Genomic DNA, 19,837 nt, shown 5'->3' with positions numbered 1-19,837 from the left:
TCTCCCTTCATCTCTCATAATGCTTAGTAGGAGGATGAAAGGAGAATCAATTCCATGAAATTATACAGCGCCTTAATCGGATTAAGCCTCATTTGGGGATTTTCATTTATTTTTATTAAAATACTGACAGAGTCTGCCGGCGTTTGGGGGACAGTCTTTCTTCGCTGTACCGCCGGCTCTCTTTTACTGCTTCCGTTTTTACTTAAAAAAAGAAAACAAATCAAAAGACCCCTGCCCTGGAAACACTTAGTGGTTGTCGGATTATGTAATGCAGGACTTCCCTGGGGATTTATTTCGTTAAGTGAAACGCAAATCAATACGAGCACTGCATCTGTTTTAAACGCTCTAACCCCTATCTTTTCCGCACTTATCGGATTTATCTTTTTTTCTAAACATTTAGGCAAAAAACAATGGATTGGCGTCATACTGGGTTTTGCAGGGATTTTGGTTTTAATGGATTTTCATATAAGAAGCCTGTTACAGGAACATTTTATCGGAATCGGAACGATGGCGGTTGCTACTCTTTTATATGGTTTTGCCTCGCAGTATACCGCAAAATACTTAAAGGAAACCGGCGTCTTGGTTACCACTGCCTGCTCATTAATTATAGGAGCTATCACCGGTTTAATTGGAATGGCCTTAACAGGTTCTTTCCAGCTGCATTTAGAAGAAAATGGACTTGGAATCTTCCTCCTATCGGTCATAGGTTTGGGCTGTTTAGGCTCGGGGACTGCCCATCTTCTGTATTATTACCTAATGAAACAGGGCAGTCCCGAATTCGCCACGACCGTCACTTATTTAATTCCGGTTACTGCGATGATCTGGGCTTATTGCTTGATGAAGGAGCCCATTAGCAGCCATTTAATCATTGGACTTCTAATCATATTTGCCGGAATTTATTTTACTAGCAAGTCTTCTCAGGTGAAAAAAGTTAATAATATTTCGTCTTAGTGAAAGCGTATGAATAATAATTAAACCCGTCTACCTAAACAGCTCAATAATAAAAATCATCGTTAATAATCCAATAATAAAGGAAAAAGTTGCTGATCTTTCATTGCCATCACCATGGCTTTCAGGGATCAGCTCTTTATATACTACAAAAAGCATAGAGCCTGCAGCAAAAGCTAGTCCATATGGTATTAAATTTAAATATTGATCAGTTAACTGCAATCCAATAAAAGAGGAACCCAGTTCAATTACTGCGGTAAATACGGTGTAAATGAGAGCCGGAATCTTAGGAATTTCATTGCTAATTAAAAATAGACAAATAAGGAATCCTTCCGGTATGTTTTGGAGACCAATTGAAAAAGAAACAAGGGATCCTAAATCATCTAAATGGCTGGCATAGCTAATTCCTACTGAAATTCCTTCTGGAATATTATGTATCGCCATAGCGGCAATTAATAAAATGGGACTTGCTCGATTAGAAGAAGGAACAATATGGTCAAGCTCAGCATGAGGCAAACTGACTTCTAGTAGAGTAAGCGTTACAGTGCCTAATAACATTCCAATGGTCAATACAAACATATTTGAGAGCTTAAGTGTAGAAGGAATTAAGGCATAAGTAGATGCAGCTACCATAATTCCTGCACTGTACGCCAACAAATTATCCTTTAATCGATGGGATACTCGGCTGAATAACAATGCGGGTAAAGCTCCAATGGTTGTACACAATGCACTTATAAAAATTCCTAAATTAAATACCAAAAACCCCACCCTTTGGACATAGCTTTTTTAAATGATATGTAAAGATCCCCAAATAAAGAATGACATAAAGGGGTTATTGCCTATAAAGTTTTTCCATAGGGGATATCTTATATCATGGCTGTTTTCGCATTATTTGTTGCTTGACGTACAAAGTGTCGTTTCGTAGGTTGTCTTCCATTGCGCCCTCTTTTCGTAAGCTATTTAAAAAGCACCGCAATTTAAACACTTTCCTCTTTCATATATAGCTCCTAAATTTCTATAGCAGCAAAGCTTCCGCTTACTCTCCTTATACATTTGATTTTCACTTTAATGAAATAGTAAGAATAGGTATCTCTTTTTGAAGAGAAAATAATGGTACTTACTAGAATTTTATCTTTATTTATTTTTGGTCCTTTCATGGTATTCACTTCCTATAATTTTCAATGTTTTTAGGCTCATTTAATCATATAAAAAGGGAGCATGGTTAATGAAGAATTTCAAGCAATACAGACTGCTTCAAAATGGTTTATTTATTATGGCAAGCAGTACAGGCGGGTATTTGCTCTCCTTGACAGGTATGTCGATTGCCTGGATGGTAGGAACTCTGATAATGGCTGGTATTCTTTCATTTTGGCAACCGCAATGGTTTCAAATGAAAGAGAACAATAAAGGGGTCCATCCATATTGGCGTTATATTGGACAGGCAATCATCGGAATAGAATTGGGGCAGAAGATGAATATGTCAGTCATTGCTATTTTTGAAAATAATGCAGTCATCATCACGGTCATGCTGTTATTCTCAATCATTCTCTCCCTTCTGTGTGGGATCGTTCTTTGGCGGTTCAGCAAGGCAGATATCCTCACAAGCTTATTTAGTACAACACCCGGCGGAATTTCAGCCATGCCAAGCATCGCAGAAGAAGTTGGAGCAAATACGGTTACCGTCAGTCTGGTGCAAATGCTGCGGATTTTCCTGGTAGTCGGTACAGTTCCGATCCTTGCCAGTTCGTCCCTATCTGCTGATAACTCAGTAAATTTCTCGGCAGCTGGGGTATCTCCTATAACGAGTATTTTGGAGTGGGGATCTGCAAGCTGGACAGCTGTTCTCATATTAGGTTCTGGAGCAGGTTATTTACTGGGGAAAAAGATTAAACTCCCTGCTCCATGGCTAGTTGGCGGGATGATAGGAGTTTCTTCCGTACAAATGCTTGGCTCTTTTATTCACGGCAATACCTTTCTTGCCTGGTGGCCGCATTGGTTCATTGTTTTGGCACAGGTATTCATTGGCTCAAGTATCGGTTCAAAGTTAAATAAAAAAATGTTTATAGGATCTAAAAATATAATACTGCTGGGATCAATGACTTCAGCCGGCATGATTTCGGCAATGGCTGTCTGTGCATGGGGCGTTTCAGAATTTACTCAAATTCCGTTTGTCACGGCATTGCTTGCATTCGCTCCCGGCGGCGTTGCCGAGATGGCGACTGCTTCTGCAGCGCTTCACGCTGGTTCTGATTTCGTTGTAGCTGTTCAGGTAATGCGGTTAATCTCTATTTTTATTCTGTTGCCGCCTTTTTTTAGATTACTGAATAGACAGGTCGTTACAAAAGCACCTTCCCAAAAAATATTTTAATCGTATGGCCTTGCACATCGACAGTTTTAGAATACTGAAGGCTGCGTCAATCTACCTGTTCACTTTAGTTTGATGCAGAAGGTTGATAAAGGTTATTTCACAGATTGCTTTCGCGGCCTCTTTTCCTCTAGCATTAAAAAAGTTAAATTATGAGAAGAACTTTTTCTGAGGCTGCTTTCAGATATATTGGTGCTTTTCGCAAAAGTGTTAATCCGTAATAAGTGAGGCATCGAGGAATCTTTTCTTCTTTAAGTCATTTTATAGTCAATCTTGAAACCCTGTGTATCCTAGATTCATTTATCCTAATAGCAACAAAGTTTACGAAAAGAACCTTACCTGAAAATAAATAAAGCATAAGTTTTCCAAACGGAAACTTATGCTTTAGGTTTTATAAGTTAAGTCCACCAAGACAAAATGTATGTATTTGGTGGAGACGGTGGGAGTCGAACCCACGTCCAAAGATATCGGCACTTAAGTGTCTACGAGTGTAGTCGATATATTCGTGTTTCACATCTTCATCTGCCTATCGACAGGCGTTTGAAGTGCTAGCCTGATTAGTCTCTTCCATCGTCCTCAGGCGGAGGACAACCGGCGTAGCCCACTAAGAGTGAGACCCTGACCCTACCACATGGGCGATGGAGGGAGGATCCGCTAAGCTACTTACGCAGCGAAAGCGAGGTTATTGTTTGTTTTGCCAGTTATTATTGGCTTTGGCGTTTTAACGAGGCCGACCCCCTCGACTCGCGACTTAAGCTCAAACTACCCCTGTCGAATCCGTAACGTCCCCTTCATAATAAAGGTTGAAATCTCGTATTTCAGAGATCAGCCTTGACGTCGGATGCTCAAGAATATGAGCTTAAATTTTGATCAACTGGCTCTTACATGATTTATTATAGCATAGATGTCGAAAAATGCAATTGTAAATTCCTGTTATCTATTGCTGCCTTGCTTTAAAGACACGTTCAATCTCACGCTTCGCTTCTTTTTTCTTTAGATCTTCCCGCTTATCATATTTCTTTTTACCACGTCCAAGACCTAGTAGAACCTTTGCGAAGCCGTCTTTAATATACATTTTTAATGGCACTAGTGAATAGCCTTGTTCTTTTGTTTCTCCAATTAATTTATTAATCTGCTTTCTGTGGAGCAGCAGCTTCCTGGTCCTTAACGGATCATGATTATATCGGTTCCCTTGTTCATATGGGCTGACATGCATATTATAGATGAATACTTCCCCTTTTTGAATCCTTGCAAAGGAATCCTTCAGGTTCACCCTTCCTGCCCGAATCGATTTTATTTCGGTTCCTTGCAGAACAATGCCTGCTTCGAAGGTTTCCTCAATAAAATAATCATGGTTAGCCTTTTTATTTTGGGCAACTGGTTTACTTTGTCCTTTTGGCATTTATACTCCCCCCGGTTTTTCTGCAGCACCAGGCATAAACTGCCTGGCGCCCTCTTTTTCTATAGCTGTTTCCTCACTGCTGCCTTTTTTTTACTGGATAATCATTATGAGTTTTAATACAAAACGTATGAACCATTTTTTCTCATTTAACAGCAAAGTTTACGAAAAAAGCCTTATTTATTTGCGTTTTTTGTTTCGTTTTGCTTTCGGTGCATTTTCATAGTTCTTCTTCTTCTTTTTCTTTCTTGGAGGACGGGTTGACCATTCATCACTGCCACCCCTTTGCTCGGAGCCTTTCGTTTTCTCTTTGCCATCCTGTGAGCGTACTTTAACGATGCGTGGTTTTTCATCTCTTGGACTGCGTGATTTTACATTCTTCATTCCAACAATTTCAAAGTCGATATCGTGCTCGTCCTTATTAACATTAATCACCCGAACGGTAATTTCATCCCCAATTCTAAAGACATTACCCGTTTTCTCGCCAATCATAGCAAATTGCCGCTCATCATAATGGTAATAATCATCTGTCATGTAGCTGACATGGACAAGACCCTCAATAGTATTTGGCAATTCCACAAACATACCGAAGTTCGTAACAGAACTAATAATTCCGTCGTATTCTTGGCCAATTTTATCTTCCATATATTCAGCTTTTTTCAGTTCGTCTGTATCGCGTTCAGCATCGACTGCACGGCGTTCCATTTTGGATGTATGATCTGCAATTTCACGAAGGACAGCATCCCACTTTGCCTGTGTGGCAGCATCCATCTTTCCGTCAATTAAATAGGTACGAATCAGCCGATGAACGATTAAATCTGGATAACGGCGGATTGGAGAAGTGAAGTGTGTATAGAATTTTGTTGACAGCCCAAAATGCCCTATACTCTCAGGATCGTATTTCGCCTGCTGCATGGAACGGAGCATGACAGTTGAAACCACCATTTCCTCCGGCTTCCCTTCAACCGCTTCGATGATTTCCTGCAGCGCTCGAGGATGAACAGAATTGGCACTGCCTCTGACAATCAGGCCAAAGTTCGTGATAAACTCAAAAAAGCGCTGGAGCTTCTCTTCTTTTGGATCTTCATGGATCCTGTACATAAACGGTACATCCATCCAGTGAAAATGTTCAGCAACGGTTTCGTTTGCTGCAAGCATGAATTCCTCGATTAAACGCTCTGCAACTGACCTTTCGCGGATTGCGACATCGGTTGGCTTTCCTTCTTCGTCCACTATCACCTTTGCTTCTTTAAAATCAAAGTCGATAGCTCCTCTTTCCATACGTTTGTTTCTAAGGATTTGTGCAAGCTTTTCCATTTCATCAAACATTGGAACAAGCGGCTCATAATGCTTGCGAAGCTCCTCATCCTTATCCACAAGAATTTTATTGACATCGGAATAGGTCATTCGTTCTGTCGTTTTAATAACACTCTCAAAGATTTCATGATTGACGACTGTTCCATTTCGGTCAATTTCCATCTCGCAGGAAAGAGTAAAACGATTTACCTTTGGATTCAAAGAACAAATCCCGTTTGACAGACGATGCGGAATCATTGGTATCACACGATCCACGAGATACACACTGGTGCCTCTTTCAAACGCTTCCCGATCAATTGGCGAGCCTTCTTTTACATAATGGCTTACATCGGCAATATGTACTCCAAGCTTGTAATGGCCGTTACTCAATTGCTGGACAGTGACGGCATCATCCAAATCCTTTGCATCGGCTCCATCTATGGTCACAATCATTTGCCCGCGAAGATCGCGGCGATTGCCGATTTCATCTTCATCAATGGTATCAGGTGTGCTGTTTGCCTGGTCAATCACTTCTTCAGGAAAGGCCTGCGGAAGACCATGCTTATGAATGATGGAAAGGATATCGACTCCCGGATCATTTTTATGTCCCAGAATTTGAATAACTTCTCCTTCTGCATTTTTACGTCCTTCAGGGTAAGATGTCAGCTTGACCACTACTTTATGACCTTCCACAGCCCCCGCACTTGCATTCTTCGGAATAAATATATCACTTCCGAATTTTTTATCATCCGGAATAACAAAACCGAAATGTCTGCTTTCCGTATAGGTTCCGACTACTTCTGTGTTTCCTCGTTCCAGTATACGGACGACGCTGCCTTCCCTTCTTGCTCCTGAGCTTTTGGAAGAAACCCGGACAATGACCATATCTCCATGCATCGCTCCATTCACTTCATGCGGAGGAATAAAAATATCATCCATGCCCGGTTCCTCCGGCGTCACAAAAGCAAAGCCTTTTGCATGGCCAGTCAATTTGCCCCGAATCAAATTCATTTTCTCAGGCAAGCCATAGCGATTGCTTCTGGTTCTGACAACGAGCCCCTTTTCTTCCATATAAACTAATGTTTTCACAAACTCTTTGAATTCGGAGGAATCATCAATCCCGAATACTTCCTCTAACTCTTGCACGGTTAATGGCTTATAGGCTTCTTCCTTCATATAAGATAAAATTCGATCTATATGCTTTTGTGTATTTTCTTCCAACTTCATCCCTCCTTTAAGGGTGCTTATTTTGACCAATCCAATGACTCAAGGAATTGGTATACATCCTCGTGCAGCTGGTCCTTTTCCTTGTCCAGCGTAATAACATGACCTGACTCTTCATACCATTTTATTTCTTTTTGCACGGATTCTATTTGATTATAAATAATATTGGCGCTGTCCGTATTGATCATATGGTCCAATCTTCCCTGTATAACAAAAACAGGAGCGTAAATCATATCAACATTATTTCGAACATCCGCTATTAATTCCTGAAGCTCCTTCAGTGTATTCATTGGGGTTTTACGAAACTCTTCCATCTCCCTATCAATTTCTTCAGGAGTTTTCCCCTCGAGCTGTTTATATTGTCTAGCATACTCGAGAACCCCCTGATAGAGCGTTTCTTCACTTTTTAAATACATAGGGGCGCACATCGGAACGATACCCTTTACAGGTACAGTGTAACCTAATTTCAAAGAAAATACCCCGCCCAGGGACAAACCTGCAACGGCAATTTCGTTATATCCCTGTGACTTTAAATGTTCGTATCCATTTATCACATCCTGCCACCAGTCCTTAGGACCAGTATGCACCAATTCTTCCGGCGGAACACCGTGTCCCTTATAATGAGGGGCATGAGACGAATATCCTTTTTTCTCCAAAAATCTTCCAAGCATACGAACATCAGCAGAGTTCCCCGTAAATCCATGCAATAGTAATACTGCTCTCTTGCCGGCTTTAAAAGTAAATGGTTTCGGTGGTACGATTTTCATGCTGTAAGCTCCTCTTTTTTATCAACCAATAATATTTTTATGTATATACAGCCCTACTATTATTTTTAACAAAGAAAGCCAAAACAATCCAGAAATATGTATAGAAAAACTGAAGATGCCTGCTTATCGGCGACTAGCATAAGTCAAGCCGATGATAGGAAGGATTGGTCTTTATCCTTCCAACTGCAGCTGGACATCTTGAAAAACGGAAAGCACCTGTTAACGGCGTACAGACTGGATGGCATAGTCATTAGAGACCGAAAAAGTGAAATAAAGAAAAACCCGGCCGCATTAGACCAGGTTTTCATTTCACTTGTCTATTATGAGAAAAAGTTCACCGCTAAGGCAAAAATAAAGAACAGCACTGAAAGTACGACAGTAATTCGATTTAAGATTAGATCAATACCGCGGGCTTTTTGCTTTCCAAATAACTGTTCTGCTCCACCGGAAATAGCGCCTGCCAATCCTTCGCTTTTTCCTGCTTGCAGTAATACAATAATAATTAATGCGATTGCATCAATGATTAACAAAACCAAAAATAGTGTATGCATTCTGCCTACCTCCTGAGACGACCGTCCAAACTTACTATAAATGTACCATAGTTTATTGTTAACTACAAACTAATTTTTCAGGCTTTTCTAACCTTGCAGCTTCATTTAGGCCTTTTTTATTAATCTCTCCTCTTGCTCTTTTCATAGTTCCCTCGTACTTTTCAGTTCAATAGAATATGGTTATATAAATCAACAAACCAGACTTGTGCATTTTGCTCAAAAACCTGAAGCTGTAAAATTTATTCGTTTCATTTTCTATTAATCTACGGGAACTTCACAATTGTCATCCTTGCAAACAAGCCCTTCCTTTGACTGAATTGGCTGTAAAGGAGAAAATTGATTTTCTTCCTCCCAAACTTTTTCCAAAGCGTTTATAAATACACCAATAGGCTGAGCACCTGAAATAGCATATTTACGATTTAAGACAAAGAATGGCACGCCTTGAATTCTGATTTGAGCAGCTTCTGCTTCTTCAGCACGCACCTCTTCTAGATAATCTTTGCCTTCTAATACCTTTTGGGATTCTTCCCGATCCAGACCAACTTCTGCTGCGAGGTTAATGAGTGTTTCATGACTCCCAATAAATTGAAATTCAGTAAAATGGGCCTTCAATATTCTTTCGGTTAATTCAGCCCCTTTTCCTTTGCCCTCAGCGTATTTCGCTAACCGATGAGCATCCAGGGTGTTGGTTTGTTTCATTTGGTCAAAGTTATATTTTAAACCTGCTTCTGCTGCTCTTTGTATGACTTGTTTATTCATTTCTTTCGCCTGGTTAATTGTCATACCCATTTTTTTGGCTAGCATCTCATCAACAGACACGTTTAAATCACTTTTTAAATCGGGCTGCAGCTCGTAGCTTTTATATACTATTTCTACTTGATCTTTATGAGAGAATTTTTCCAAAGCCTGTTCTAATGTTCTTTTCCCTATATAGCAAAATGGACAAACGAAATCGGACCATACTTCTATCCTCATTAAATATACCTCTCTTCTTTTGAGCTTTTTTCAATAATAATATGCCTATATATATTAGACTTTTTAGGTGAATTGTTCTAGTTTAAAGCATTTCGATTAATAGATGGTTGTGCCCTGATCTTCCTGCTGGTTGATTTCCGCTTCAGGCACTCGCTTTCCGCGGGCAGCCGGGAGCCTCCTCGTCGCAAGCTCCTGTGGGGTCTCCCTAAGCCTGCTTTTCCCGCAGGAGTCTCGTGCCTTACGTTCCAATCAACTTTGTATTTATTTCTATTTCAGGCTTTCACTACGATATGGGCAGTACTCTGGTCGCTCCTGCTGGTTGATTTCCGCTTCAGCCCCTGCTTTGGTGTGCAGTTTTTTACAAAGTCCATAAAAAAAGGGCAATTCCAGAGGGAATCTGCCCTGTGCCATGTATTTTATTGTCTCATGTGTACACTAACGGATTACAAATTTGTTGATAACTTGATCTGCAATAAAGCGGCTGGATTTTTTGATTTTCACCCGGATCTGATAGTTTCCTGTCTGAAAACCTTTTAGCTCATCCGTTGGTGTATCTCCTTCTTTAAGGTTAAGTGCCTTAGCAGTCTGACCGTACTGCTCCCATTTTTTCTTGCTGGCATTATATTTTTCAACTGAAACATATATGTTAACGGGTGTATTAATATCATTATAGAAGCTGACCTTTACAGTATCCCTTTGCTTTTTGGGCATTGTGTAGGAAACAGAGGCACCACTTTTAAAATAATTAAAGAGATTGGATTGATCCTGCACAGCTGGCTTTGAGCTTGCTTGTGCATTGGATGCTGCATGGAAGGAATTTGTGATAACAGCTCCTGCTATTCCAACTGCAATTAGGATAGCTGCCATGTAACGCTTCTTTATATTTTTAACACTTGCTTTACCGTTTCGGTTCTCTTTTTGCTTCAATAGGAATCTCTCCTTTCGCGATTTCAATTATTTTGTTAATCGCTATTAATAACAATAAAAAAGGATTATAACCTATTGTAACATACTATCTTTTTGTTTAAAGGCAGCTTTACTTTACATTAATAAAAAACCCCCAGGAAATGTTATTCCCAGGGGCGTATCCGTTTTAATCAGCCCTTTTAGCTGAAGCAGGTTCAATTAATTACTTGTTTTTAAGGTTGTAGAAAGAATTTTTGCCAAGATATTGTGCAGTATCAGCAAGTCCGTCTTCGATGCGAAGCAATTGGTTGTATTTCGCAACACGGTCTGTACGTGATGGAGCACCTGTTTTAATTTGTCCAGCATTTGTTGCAACAGCAATGTCAGAGATAGTAGTATCTTCTGTTTCACCAGAACGGTGGGAAATGATTGCTGTGTAGCCAGCGCGTTTTGCCATTTCAATCGCATCAAATGTTTCAGTTAATGTACCGATTTGGTTCACTTTGATTAGGATAGAATTGCCTATGCCTTGCTCGATACCCTGCTCTAATTTCTTGGTATTTGTAACGAATAAATCGTCGCCTACTAATTGAACCTTATGGCCAATACGTTGTGTTAACAGCTTATGGCCATCCCAGTCATTTTCATCAAGACCATCTTCAATTGAGATGATTGGGTATTTCTCAACAAGAGATTCATACCATTCAACCATTTCTTCAGAAGTTCTGACAACACCTTCACCACTAAGGTGATATTTTTTGTCTTCTTTATTGAATAGCTCAGAAGATGCAACGTCCATTGCAAGCATAACTTCTTCACCTGGCTTGTAGCCTGCTTTTTCAATTGCTTCAATGATTGTTTGAAGAGCTTCTTCGTTAGATTTAAGGTTTGGAGCGAATCCGCCTTCGTCACCAACAGCTGTGTTAAGACCTTTTTCTTTTAATACTGTTTTTAAGCTGTGGAAGATTTCAGCACCCATACGAAGCGCTTCTTTGAATGAAGGCGCGCCGACAGGCATTACCATGAATTCCTGGATGTCAACGTTGTTATCAGCATGCTCACCGCCATTTAAGATGTTCATCATTGGAGTTGGGAGCTGTTTTGTATTGAAGCCTCCAAGGTATTGGTATAATTCCACTCCAAGGAAATCAGCAGCAGCGCGTGCGCAAGCCATAGATACGCCAAGGATGGCATTAGCACCTAATTTTCCTTTATTTTCTGTTCCGTCGAGCTCGATTAAAAGCTTGTCAATTAGCACTTGCTCAGTTACATCATAGCCAATTAGTTCTTCTGCGATCACTTCGTTCACATTTTCAACCGCTTTAAGAACGCCTTTTCCGTTGTAACGGCTCTTGTCTCCGTCGCGAAGCTCAACTGCTTCATATTCACCTGTTGAAGCACCGCTTGGTACTAATGCGCGTCCAAATGCTCCTGATTGTGTATAAACTTCTACTTCTACTGTTGGGTTGCCGCGGGAATCCAATACTTCGCGTGCGTATACTTCTGTAATTTGTGGCATGTTCATTACTCCTTTTTATTGTAGATTTAAGGTTATTATTTTTGTTGGTTGTATGTTGTTGGTCTTTGCTGCTTTAAAGCACGATAGGGGTCAGACCCCTTTAACGCTTTAACGCTTTAGTGCTTAATGATACTGATTCCTGTCATTTCCGATGGCTTTTTGACACCTAACAGATCGAGCATGGTTGGCGCTAAGTCGCCTAGAATGCCTCCATCGCGGAGTTCAATTCCTTTTTTCGTTACGATGACTGGTACTGGATTTGTAGTATGAGCCGTCATTGGCTGTCCTTCGAGCGTTACCACTTCGTCTGAGTTTCCATGGTCTGCCGTAATGATAGCCGTGCCGCCTTTTGCCAGGATGGCTTCTACCACTCTGCCCAGACACTCGTCCACTGCTTCAATCGCTTTGATTGTAGGCTCGAGCATTCCGGAATGGCCAACCATATCCGGATTCGCAAAATTCAACAGGATGGCATCATGGCCATCCGCCTCAATATCAGCTACCAAAGCATCTGTCACTTCATATGCGCTCATTTCGGGCTTCAAATCATATGTTGCTACTTTTGGTGAATTAATGAGGATGCGATCCTCTCCCGGGAATTCAGCTTCACGCCCGCCGCTCATAAAAAAGGTGACATGCGGGTATTTTTCTGTTTCCGCAATCCTTAGCTGCTTCAAGCCATTTTGAGAAAGAACTTCACCAAGTGTATTATCTAAGTTCACTGGCTTAAATGCAACATAGCCGTCAACGGTTTCACTAAAGTGAGTCAAACAAACAAAGTATAAGTCTTTAGGGTGTCCAGGTCCTCGGTCAAAGGAACGGAAATCCTCATTTGTAAAGGTATTGGAGATTTGGATGGCACGGTCCGGCCTGAAATTATAAAAGATCACTGAATCGTTATCTTTAATGGTTGCAACAGGCTTGCCATCTTCGCCCAACATAACTGAAGGAATCACGAATTCATCGAAGATTCCATGTTCGTAGGAATCATCCACTAAATCCATTGGATTAGAATAAGTGGGGCCATCTCCATAGACCATTGCACGATAGGATTTTTCTACACGATCCCAGCGCTTATCTCTATCCATTGAATAGTATCTTCCGGAAATCGTCGCGAATTGTCCAACGCCATACTCTTTGAATTTCGCTTCCGTTTCCTCAATATATTTTTTAGCTGTTTTGGGCCCAACATCACGGCCGTCAAGAAAGGCATGAACATATACCTTTTTTAGTCCCTGGTCCGCCGCAAGCTTTAATAAAGCGAACAAATGGCGAATGTGGCTGTGAACACCGCCGTCAGACAAAAGACCAAATAAATGAAGGCTTGAATCCTGCTTCTTGGCATTTTCGATCGCCCCTATGAAGGTTTCATTTTCTTGAAATACTCCTTCACGTATGGCTACATTTACACGTGTAAGGCTTTGATAGACAATACGGCCTGCGCCAATATTTAAATGTCCAACCTCTGAATTCCCCATTTGTCCTTCCGGTAGGCCGACTGCTTCTCCGCTTGCAATCAGCTGATTATGGGGATACGTATTCCAGTAACGGTCAAAATTCGGTTTCTTTGCTTGAGCAACCGCATTTCCTTTTGTTTCGCCGCGTAGGCCAAAACCGTCTAGAATAATAAGTGCTACTGGTGATTTACTCATTGATGACCGCCTCCAAAAGCTGTAAAAACGAGTTAGGCTCCAGGCTTGCCCCGCCGACAAGTGCACCATCAATATCAGGCTGCGCCATGAATTCCTTAATATTAGCAGGCTTTACGCTTCCCCCGTATTGGATGCGTATAGAATCGCCCGCTGCTTGTGAGAAGTTTTCACTGATCACCTGACGGATATGTGCACATACTTCATTTGCATCATCAGCGGTTGAAGATTTGCCTGTGCCAATGGCCCAAATAGGCTCATATGCTATAATCGTCTTCTTTACTTGCTCTTCTGACAAATCAGAGAGAGCTTTTTTCACTTGTGATTCTACTATATCCATTGTTTGATTCTGTTCACGCTGTTCCAGTGTCTCGCCGACACAAATGATAGGAGTTAAATCATATTTAAAAGCGGCAGCTGCTTTTTTATTGACACATTCATCCGTCTCATTAAACATGCAGCGACGTTCAGAATGGCCGATAATGACATATTTTACACCTATGTCCTGCAGCGCCCTGGGGCTGATTTCTCCGGTGTATGCCCCATCTTCTTCAAAATGCATATTTTGTGCTCCGATTTCTACATGACTGTTCTTAGTTGCTTCTACCAATCGGTCCAGGAATAAAGCAGGTGCGCATATCACGCTGTCCACTTTGACCCTGTCAGGAATATGTTCTGATACCTCTTCTGCAAAAGTTTTTGCTTCAGACATTGTTTTATACATTTTCCAATTTGCCGCTATTATCGGTTTACGCATCGTGAACCAGTCCTCTCTCATCATGGAATCAGGGCTATTTAGAATTGGTGCTCCTATTTTTGCCCTTCATTGCCTATTATCTATTAAATGTTCTTACTTGTCATTTAAAGCTGCAACACCCGGCAATATTTTTCCTTCCATGAATTCGAGGGACGCGCCTCCGCCTGTAGAAATATGATCCATTTGATCAGCAAGATGGAATTTTTCTACTGCAGCTGCTGAATCTCCGCCGCCAATAATGGAATACGTATCCTTTGCATCCGCAAGTGCCTGTGCGACACCTTTTGTTCCGTTTGCAAAAATATCCATTTCGAAAACACCCATAGGCCCGTTCCAAACCACGAGCTTGGATTTTTGTATCACTTCTTTATATAGCTCCACTGTTTTAGGTCCGATATCCACTGCTTCCCAATCTGCAGGAATGCTGTCAATCGATACCACTTTAGTGTTAGCTGTTTCGGAAAACTCATCCGTTACAACGGCATCTAACGGCATATAGAAGTTCACATTCTTTTCTTTTGCCTTTTCAATGAAAGAAGCGGCTAAATCAATTTTGTCTTCTTCAAGAAGTGACTTGCCAATTTCATGGCCCTGTGACTTGATAAAAGTATACGCAAGTCCGCCGCCGATGATCAGGTTGTCCACCAGGTTAAGCAGATTTTCAATTACGCCGATTTTATCCTTTACTTTAGCTCCGCCTATAATAGCAGTAAATGGACGTTCAGGATGTGAAATGGCTTTTCCAAGCACCTCAAGCTCTTTTTCCAAAAGGAATCCTGCAACAGCAGGCAGATGGTGAGCAATTCCCTCAGTGGAAGCATGGGCACGGTGCGCTGCTCCAAAAGCATCATTTACATAGACATCTGCAAGATCTGCAAAGGCTTTTGCCAGTTCAGGGTCGTTTTTCGTTTCGCCTGGATAAAAGCGAACATTTTCAAGAAGAAGCACGTCACCATTCTCCATTTTGTTAATGTCGCTCTGTACGATTTCACCATATGCTTCATTGGATTTGCGAATATCTTTTTTAAGCAATTCGCTTAAACGTTTTGCTACAGGAGTAAGTCTTAATTCTTCTACGACTTCACCCTTTGGACGCCCTAAATGGCTTGCCAGAATGACCTTCGCCCCCTGATCCATTAAATATTGAATCGTAGGAAGGGCAGCGCGGATTCTTGTGTCATCTGTTACATTTCCATCTTTCAAAGGAACGTTAAAGTCAACACGGCAAAACACTCGTTTACCGGACAAATCGATGTCCTTAATCGTCTTCTTATTCATTTAAAAGGCCTCCTTTTTACCTGTTATTTACTAGGGTACACCCGTATATCAATACCCTCGTCTGCTATGTTTTATGTAAAAAGGGAGGGGGAATCTTCCCCGCTCCCCTTTTCCCCCTACTATTTTATAATTCGGGGACCGATTTTTCCACTGATATCAATGGAAACACCATTTAAATTGACCGCTGTTAGATATTGTTAAAAATTATAGTCCTTGTTTAGCAACGTAATCAGCTAAATCAACTACACGGTTGGAGTAGCCTGTTTCATTGTCATACCAAGATAGAACTTTTACCATATTATCTTCAAGAACCATAGTTGACAATGCATCTACAGTAGAAGAAACAGTTGCACCGTTGTAGTCAGTAGATACTAATGGAAGCTCGCTGTATGCAAGAATTCCTTTTAAATCGCCTTCAGCCGCTTCTTTTAAAGCTGCGTTTACTTCTTCAGCTGTTACGTTTTTGTCAAGCTCAGCAACAAGGTCCACAACAGATACGTTAGGAGTTGGAACACGCATTGCCATACCGTTTAATTTACCTTTTAATTCAGGTAAAACAAGTGCTACTGCTTTTGCAGCTCCTGTAGTTGTAGGAATGATGTTTTCTGCAGCTGCACGTGCACGGCGGTAATCCTTATGAGGCAAATCAAGGATTTGCTGGTCATTTGTATAGGAGTGAACGGTTGTCATCATACCGCGCTTGATGCCGAATTTTTCATGAAGAACCTTCGCAAATGGAGCTAAGCAGTTTGTTGTACAAGAAGCGTTTGAAAGGACATGGTGGTTTTTGGCATCATACTTATCTTCGTTAACACCCATAACGATTGTGATATCTTCGCCGTTGGCAGGAGCAGAAATAATTACTTTTTTCGCACCAGCTTCTAAATGTTTCGCTGCATCTTCACGTTTTGTAAAACGTCCAGTTGATTCAACAACGATATCTACACCAAGGTCTCCCCATCCCAATTGAGCAGGGTCGCGCTCAGCAAGTACTTTTACTTTATGGCCTCCTACAACCAGGCTGTCTCCGTCTACAGTAACGGTTTCTTCAAGCTTTCCGTGTACAGTATCGTACTGTAAAAGGTGTGCAAGCATGTTTGCATCTGTTAAGTCGTTAACTGCTACGATTTCAACGTTAGAGTTTTTTAAAGCTGCGCGGAATACGTTACGTCCAATACGGCCAAATCCATTAATACCAACTTTTACTGTCATTTATATTGCCTCCTTAGATTGGATAGTTTATTGTTTTATATTTCAAAAGGACAAGCCTTTTAAAAGCAATTGACTATGAATATAAAATTTCTTTTGCTGCTCCCTCATCGGTGATAAGGACAGAAGACTTTATTGCGCTCTTCATGTAGGCTTTAATCGCTTTTGCTTTTGATGCACCGCCTGCCACTGCGAGAATATGTTCGACATGCGGTAAATCCTCAGGCTGGAGTCCCGCAATCGGCACCTTGTGCACGACTTGGCCATCTTCATTAAAATAATTGCCGAAAGCCTCGCCCACTGCATGTGCAGCCTCGATTTTCTCTATTACTTCGGGTCTTGTGTTGCGGCGCAGCGCCATTGCCATGGCATCGCCAATTCCATGAAGAACAATGTTTGCCTGTTCAATTAAACTTAGGACTTCTTTAATAAATGGTTCTTTTGTAAACGATTGATACACTTCGGGGCTAACCTGATCTGGAACATAAAGGGCCCGGTGTTTTCCTCCGGTTTTTTCAGCCATTTTAGAACAAATCGTATTGGCTTGAATTTCCACATCTTCTCCAATGCCTCCGCGCGCCGGGACAAATAACAGATTCTTCCTGCCTGCAAAATCAGGTGTCAGCATGTCAGCCACAGCCGCCATTGTCGATCCTCCTGAAACAGCGATAATATTGTCCCCTATCAGCATTTCCTTCATTCTCCTGGCACATACTCTGCCAAGAGCTGCTGTCACCCACGGTGCTTCATCACTGTTGCCGGGAACAATTATGACTTCTTGGAGATTAAGAACTTCCTTTAATTTTCTTTCCATTTCATTTATACCCGAAATTTCATTCATCATACTTTCCAATTCCTTCAACACGGTTAAACCTTGTTCAGAAACCTTCATTCCGGAATTTTGAATATCAATAAGATGCTGTTTTTTAAAAAACTCCACCTCACTGCGCAAAATCCTTTCTGAAAGGCCTATGGTCTGCGCTAATGTTCTTCTTCCTACAGGCTCCATAAAATAGATGGAACGCAGAATCTGGTAGCGCTTTTCCATGACGGAAAGTACATCCGGCATTAATAGCTTTTGAATCTCAACCATTGAGTGCATGAATCTTTTCTCCTTTTCGGGACCTATAACGTCCCGGCCAGACATATTGTGTCCCATTCACTCAAAAAAAATTTACCCTTGCTACAATTCTTATTTTAGCAGGGTAAATTTTGTATTTCAACTCTGAAACATCAGCTTTTCCATTGTAAACGTTTCCTTAATGAAAAATAATCAATTTGCCCATATTGAAGAGTTTCATTTTCTGATTCGACAACAGGAATCATCAGTCCATACTTTTCAATCCATTCTTCGCTCTCATCAATATTTCGTTCAATGATCTCCAGCGAAAAGTCACGCTGCAGATCCTTCAGCACTTCCTTTGCTTCTGTACAAAGGTGGCAGCCCTGTCTGGAATATAAAATGATTTGCAAGAATGCGGCCCCCTTTGCTATTCATATCTTTTTCGTTTCGAGGAGGGGAGGATAGTAAGCTGCTCCCGATATTTCGCTATTGTCCTGCGGGAAACCATAATTCCCATCCTCTTAAAGGCATCTGCAATATTTTGGTCGGACAAAGGCTTCATCTTATTTTCCTGGCGTACCATTTCTATTATTTTGTTTTTCACTTGTGCGGCAGATGCCTGGGATTCATTTTGTTCTTCCACTGCGGCAAGAGCTGCTGAAAAGAACTTTTTCATCTCAAATGTACCATGTGGAGTTTGTATATATTTCCCTTTGACTGCTCTGCTTACCGTAGATTCATGTACACCAATTTGATCAGCGACTTCCTTTAGAGTGAGCGGCTTTAAATAGAAGGGGCCTTTTAAAAAGAAATCCCTTTGCTGTTCCAATAAAGCCATACCCACCTCATAAATCGTTTTACGGCGCTGATCCAGTGTTTTGGTTATGGTCCTGAAGCCGCGGGCCTTCTCTTTTAAAAATTTCTGCACCTGCCGGTCTCTGTACATAGAAAGGTCCCTGTAATAGTCCTTTTGAAAGGTAACACTCGGTAAATGCTTCTCAAATAAATGGAGCTCAAGATTCATATCCTGTTTTATGACGATTAAATCCGGAATGACATATTCTGAGCTGGCCTGGCTGAACCGTGCACCGGGCCTTGGATTTAATGTACGAATATAGTCGGCTGCCTCCTGAATTTCCTTTGTAGATACTTTCAGTTCTTTCGAAAGCTTCCGCCACCTTTTTTCTGCAAAATCAAGAAAGTGGCTGGATAATATCGGTTCTGCCAGTGCATGCTTTCTTCCGTTTCTTTCTATTTGAATGAGAAGGCATTCCTGCAGCGTCCTTGCCCCTACACCTGCCGGTTCGAGGGTTTGCAGCAGCTGTAAACATTCCTCTGCCTCGGCCAGCGAAATTTTGGCAGCTGCAGCAGCATCCTCCATGCCGACCGCGAAATATCCATTCAAATCCAAATGATATATGAATTGTTTTATGATTCGTTCTTCCCTCTTTGGTAACGCTTTCATGGAGATTTGAAAAAAAAGAGCATCATACAAGGATCCTGAGGTTTGAGGGACCTGTTCAATCCAGCTTTGATTTCCTTGGTCAAACGACTGTTTTTTTTGTTTTCGCGATATATCAATGCGTGAATCAACGAAGGTTAAATAAGAATGTTCCAGTTTAATTAAAGGATTTTCCATTGCTTCCGCTTCAAGAAACGCAGCTAATTCCTCTGCTGAATAAGCTAAAAGCTCGATTGCCTGCTTAAGCTCCTGGGTCATTGCTAACTTTAAGGATTGATTTTGCCATAAACCAGTCTGCAGTTCCATGTTCATCCCCCCAAAGCACTGTACTTATTCCCTATTTTACATCACACACATAAATCAGTACATGTATTTTCAAAAATAAAGCGGATATTTTTTAACACTTTACTGCACGAAAGGGGTCAGACCCCTTTCGTGCAGTAAAGTGTTAAATTGAATTAAAAAACCG

At 41.2% G+C, this 19,837-nt stretch carries 18 protein-coding genes and 1 other RNA gene; 2 read left to right on the top strand and 17 right to left on the bottom strand.

The genetic code is table 11. The features are described 5' to 3' along the window. The first annotated feature begins 54 nt into the window (after positions 1–54). Entirely contained in the window at positions 55–951 is an 897-nt protein-coding gene (locus A5N88_RS21145) for a DMT family transporter (protein ID WP_066269730.1), read from the top strand. A 30-nt stretch (positions 952–981) separates the two neighbouring features. Here the strand turns inward: A5N88_RS21145 and A5N88_RS21140 are convergent, their stop codons facing one another. Beyond that, the gene (locus tag A5N88_RS21140; RefSeq protein WP_066269723.1) at positions 982–1,707 is read right to left on the bottom strand and encodes a ZIP family metal transporter; all 726 of its coding nucleotides are present in this window, start codon (positions 1,705–1,707) and stop codon (positions 982–984) included. Positions 1,708–2,173: 466 nt separating this feature from the next. Here A5N88_RS21140 and A5N88_RS21135 point away from each other — a divergent pair, with 466 nt between their 5' ends. Continuing rightward, positions 2,174–3,316, top strand: a complete 1,143-nt coding sequence (locus A5N88_RS21135) for an AbrB family transcriptional regulator (RefSeq protein WP_066269721.1) — start codon at positions 2,174–2,176, stop codon at positions 3,314–3,316. A gap of 425 nt (positions 3,317–3,741) precedes the next feature. Here the strand turns inward: A5N88_RS21135 and ssrA are convergent. The 16 genes from ssrA to rpoN all read right to left on the bottom strand — a co-directional run bounded on the left by ssrA (position 3,742) and on the right by rpoN (position 19,674). Then, positions 3,742–4,103, bottom strand: a transfer-messenger RNA (tmRNA) gene (ssrA, locus tag A5N88_RS21130). Positions 4,104–4,250: 147 nt separating this feature from the next. Continuing rightward, positions 4,251–4,715, bottom strand: a complete 465-nt coding sequence (gene smpB, locus A5N88_RS21125; RefSeq protein WP_066269719.1) for an SsrA-binding protein SmpB — start codon at positions 4,713–4,715, stop codon at positions 4,251–4,253. Between the two features lie 177 nt (positions 4,716–4,892). Continuing rightward, positions 4,893–7,184, bottom strand: a complete 2,292-nt coding sequence (gene rnr / locus A5N88_RS21120; RefSeq protein ID WP_412733827.1) for a ribonuclease R — start codon at positions 7,182–7,184, stop codon at positions 4,893–4,895. A gap of 68 nt (positions 7,185–7,252) precedes the next feature. Beyond that, positions 7,253–7,999: an alpha/beta hydrolase gene (locus tag A5N88_RS21115; protein WP_066269715.1), complete on the bottom strand. Its 747-nt coding sequence runs from the start codon at positions 7,997–7,999 to the stop codon at positions 7,253–7,255. 320 nt (positions 8,000–8,319) lie between these two features. Continuing rightward, positions 8,320–8,550, bottom strand: a complete 231-nt coding sequence (gene secG, locus A5N88_RS21110) for a preprotein translocase subunit SecG (RefSeq protein WP_066269713.1) — start codon at positions 8,548–8,550, stop codon at positions 8,320–8,322. 258 nt (positions 8,551–8,808) lie between these two features. Next, positions 8,809–9,525, bottom strand: coding sequence for a DsbA family oxidoreductase (locus A5N88_RS21105; protein WP_066269711.1), 717 nt, complete (start codon positions 9,523–9,525; stop codon positions 8,809–8,811). Between the two features lie 96 nt (positions 9,526–9,621). After that, positions 9,622–9,774 carry a hypothetical protein gene (locus A5N88_RS25660; RefSeq protein WP_198160329.1) on the bottom strand — a complete coding sequence of 51 codons (153 nt, stop codon included), beginning with the start codon at positions 9,772–9,774 and terminating at the stop codon, positions 9,622–9,624. A 186-nt stretch (positions 9,775–9,960) separates the two neighbouring features. Then, on the bottom strand, positions 9,961–10,452 hold the full coding sequence (locus tag A5N88_RS21100; RefSeq protein ID WP_066269706.1) for a hypothetical protein: 492 nt from the start codon (positions 10,450–10,452) through the stop codon (positions 9,961–9,963). Between the two features lie 202 nt (positions 10,453–10,654). Further along, entirely contained in the window at positions 10,655–11,950 is a 1,296-nt protein-coding gene (gene eno, locus A5N88_RS21095) for a phosphopyruvate hydratase (RefSeq protein ID WP_066269705.1), read from the bottom strand. Positions 11,951–12,066: 116 nt separating this feature from the next. Next, on the bottom strand, positions 12,067–13,602 hold the full coding sequence (gene gpmI / locus A5N88_RS21090) for a 2,3-bisphosphoglycerate-independent phosphoglycerate mutase (protein ID WP_066269701.1): 1,536 nt from the start codon (positions 13,600–13,602) through the stop codon (positions 12,067–12,069). Beyond that, the gene (gene tpiA, locus A5N88_RS21085) at positions 13,595–14,356 is read right to left on the bottom strand and encodes a triose-phosphate isomerase (RefSeq protein ID WP_066269699.1); all 762 of its coding nucleotides are present in this window, start codon (positions 14,354–14,356) and stop codon (positions 13,595–13,597) included. Before tpiA ends, gpmI begins: the two co-directional genes overlap by 8 nt. 93 nt (positions 14,357–14,449) lie before the next feature. Then, positions 14,450–15,634: a phosphoglycerate kinase gene (locus tag A5N88_RS21080; RefSeq protein WP_066269697.1), complete on the bottom strand. Its 1,185-nt coding sequence runs from the start codon at positions 15,632–15,634 to the stop codon at positions 14,450–14,452. A 204-nt stretch (positions 15,635–15,838) separates the two neighbouring features. Beyond that, positions 15,839–16,846: a type I glyceraldehyde-3-phosphate dehydrogenase gene (gene gap, locus A5N88_RS21075; RefSeq protein ID WP_066269695.1), complete on the bottom strand. Its 1,008-nt coding sequence runs from the start codon at positions 16,844–16,846 to the stop codon at positions 15,839–15,841. Between the two features lie 73 nt (positions 16,847–16,919). Further along, on the bottom strand, positions 16,920–17,945 hold the full coding sequence (locus A5N88_RS21070) for a sugar-binding transcriptional regulator (protein WP_066269693.1): 1,026 nt from the start codon (positions 17,943–17,945) through the stop codon (positions 16,920–16,922). A gap of 131 nt (positions 17,946–18,076) precedes the next feature. Beyond that, a complete protein-coding gene (locus tag A5N88_RS21065; RefSeq protein WP_066269691.1) occupies positions 18,077–18,316 on the bottom strand; it encodes a glutaredoxin family protein in 240 nt (79 codons plus the stop codon). Between the two features lie 17 nt (positions 18,317–18,333). Beyond that, positions 18,334–19,674 carry an RNA polymerase factor sigma-54 gene (gene rpoN, locus A5N88_RS21060; protein WP_066269688.1) on the bottom strand — a complete coding sequence of 447 codons (1,341 nt, stop codon included), beginning with the start codon at positions 19,672–19,674 and terminating at the stop codon, positions 18,334–18,336. Positions 19,675–19,837: the final 163 nt, after the last annotated feature.

It is taken from the genome of Heyndrickxia acidicola, from assembly GCF_001636425.1.
In the GTDB taxonomy this organism is placed as follows: domain Bacteria; phylum Bacillota; class Bacilli; order Bacillales; family Bacillaceae_C; genus Bacillus_AE; species Bacillus_AE acidicola.
Note: the sequence above shows the minus strand (reverse complement) of the source record. Positions and strands in the feature narration are given on the sequence as shown.

Coding starts and splice junctions, on each gene's coding strand:
- A5N88_RS21070 (WP_066269693.1), bottom strand. CDS start 17,945: ATGCACTCAATGGTTGAGATTCAAAAGCTATTAATGCCGGATGTACTT.
- A5N88_RS21105 (WP_066269711.1), bottom strand. CDS start 9,525: ATGAGGATAGAAGTATGGTCCGATTTCGTTTGTCCATTTTGCTATATA.
- A5N88_RS21135 (WP_066269721.1), top strand. CDS start 2,174: ATGAAGAATTTCAAGCAATACAGACTGCTTCAAAATGGTTTATTTATT.
- gap (WP_066269695.1), bottom strand. CDS start 16,846: ATGACAGTAAAAGTTGGTATTAATGGATTTGGCCGTATTGGACGTAAC.
- gpmI (WP_066269701.1), bottom strand. CDS start 13,602: ATGAGTAAATCACCAGTAGCACTTATTATTCTAGACGGTTTTGGCCTA.
- rpoN (WP_066269688.1), bottom strand. CDS start 19,674: ATGGAACTGCAGACTGGTTTATGGCAAAATCAATCCTTAAAGTTAGCA.
- A5N88_RS21145 (WP_066269730.1), top strand. CDS start 55: ATGAAATTATACAGCGCCTTAATCGGATTAAGCCTCATTTGGGGATTT.
- rnr (WP_412733827.1), bottom strand. CDS start 7,184: ATGAAGGAAGAAGCCTATAAGCCATTAACCGTGCAAGAGTTAGAGGAA.
- tpiA (WP_066269699.1), bottom strand. CDS start 14,356: ATGCGTAAACCGATAATAGCGGCAAATTGGAAAATGTATAAAACAATG.
- A5N88_RS21115 (WP_066269715.1), bottom strand. CDS start 7,999: ATGAAAATCGTACCACCGAAACCATTTACTTTTAAAGCCGGCAAGAGA.
- secG (WP_066269713.1), bottom strand. CDS start 8,550: ATGCATACACTATTTTTGGTTTTGTTAATCATTGATGCAATCGCATTA.
- eno (WP_066269705.1), bottom strand. CDS start 11,950: ATGCCACAAATTACAGAAGTATACGCACGCGAAGTATTGGATTCCCGC.
- A5N88_RS21080 (WP_066269697.1), bottom strand. CDS start 15,634: ATGAATAAGAAGACGATTAAGGACATCGATTTGTCCGGTAAACGAGTG.
- smpB (WP_066269719.1), bottom strand. CDS start 4,715: ATGCCAAAAGGACAAAGTAAACCAGTTGCCCAAAATAAAAAGGCTAAC.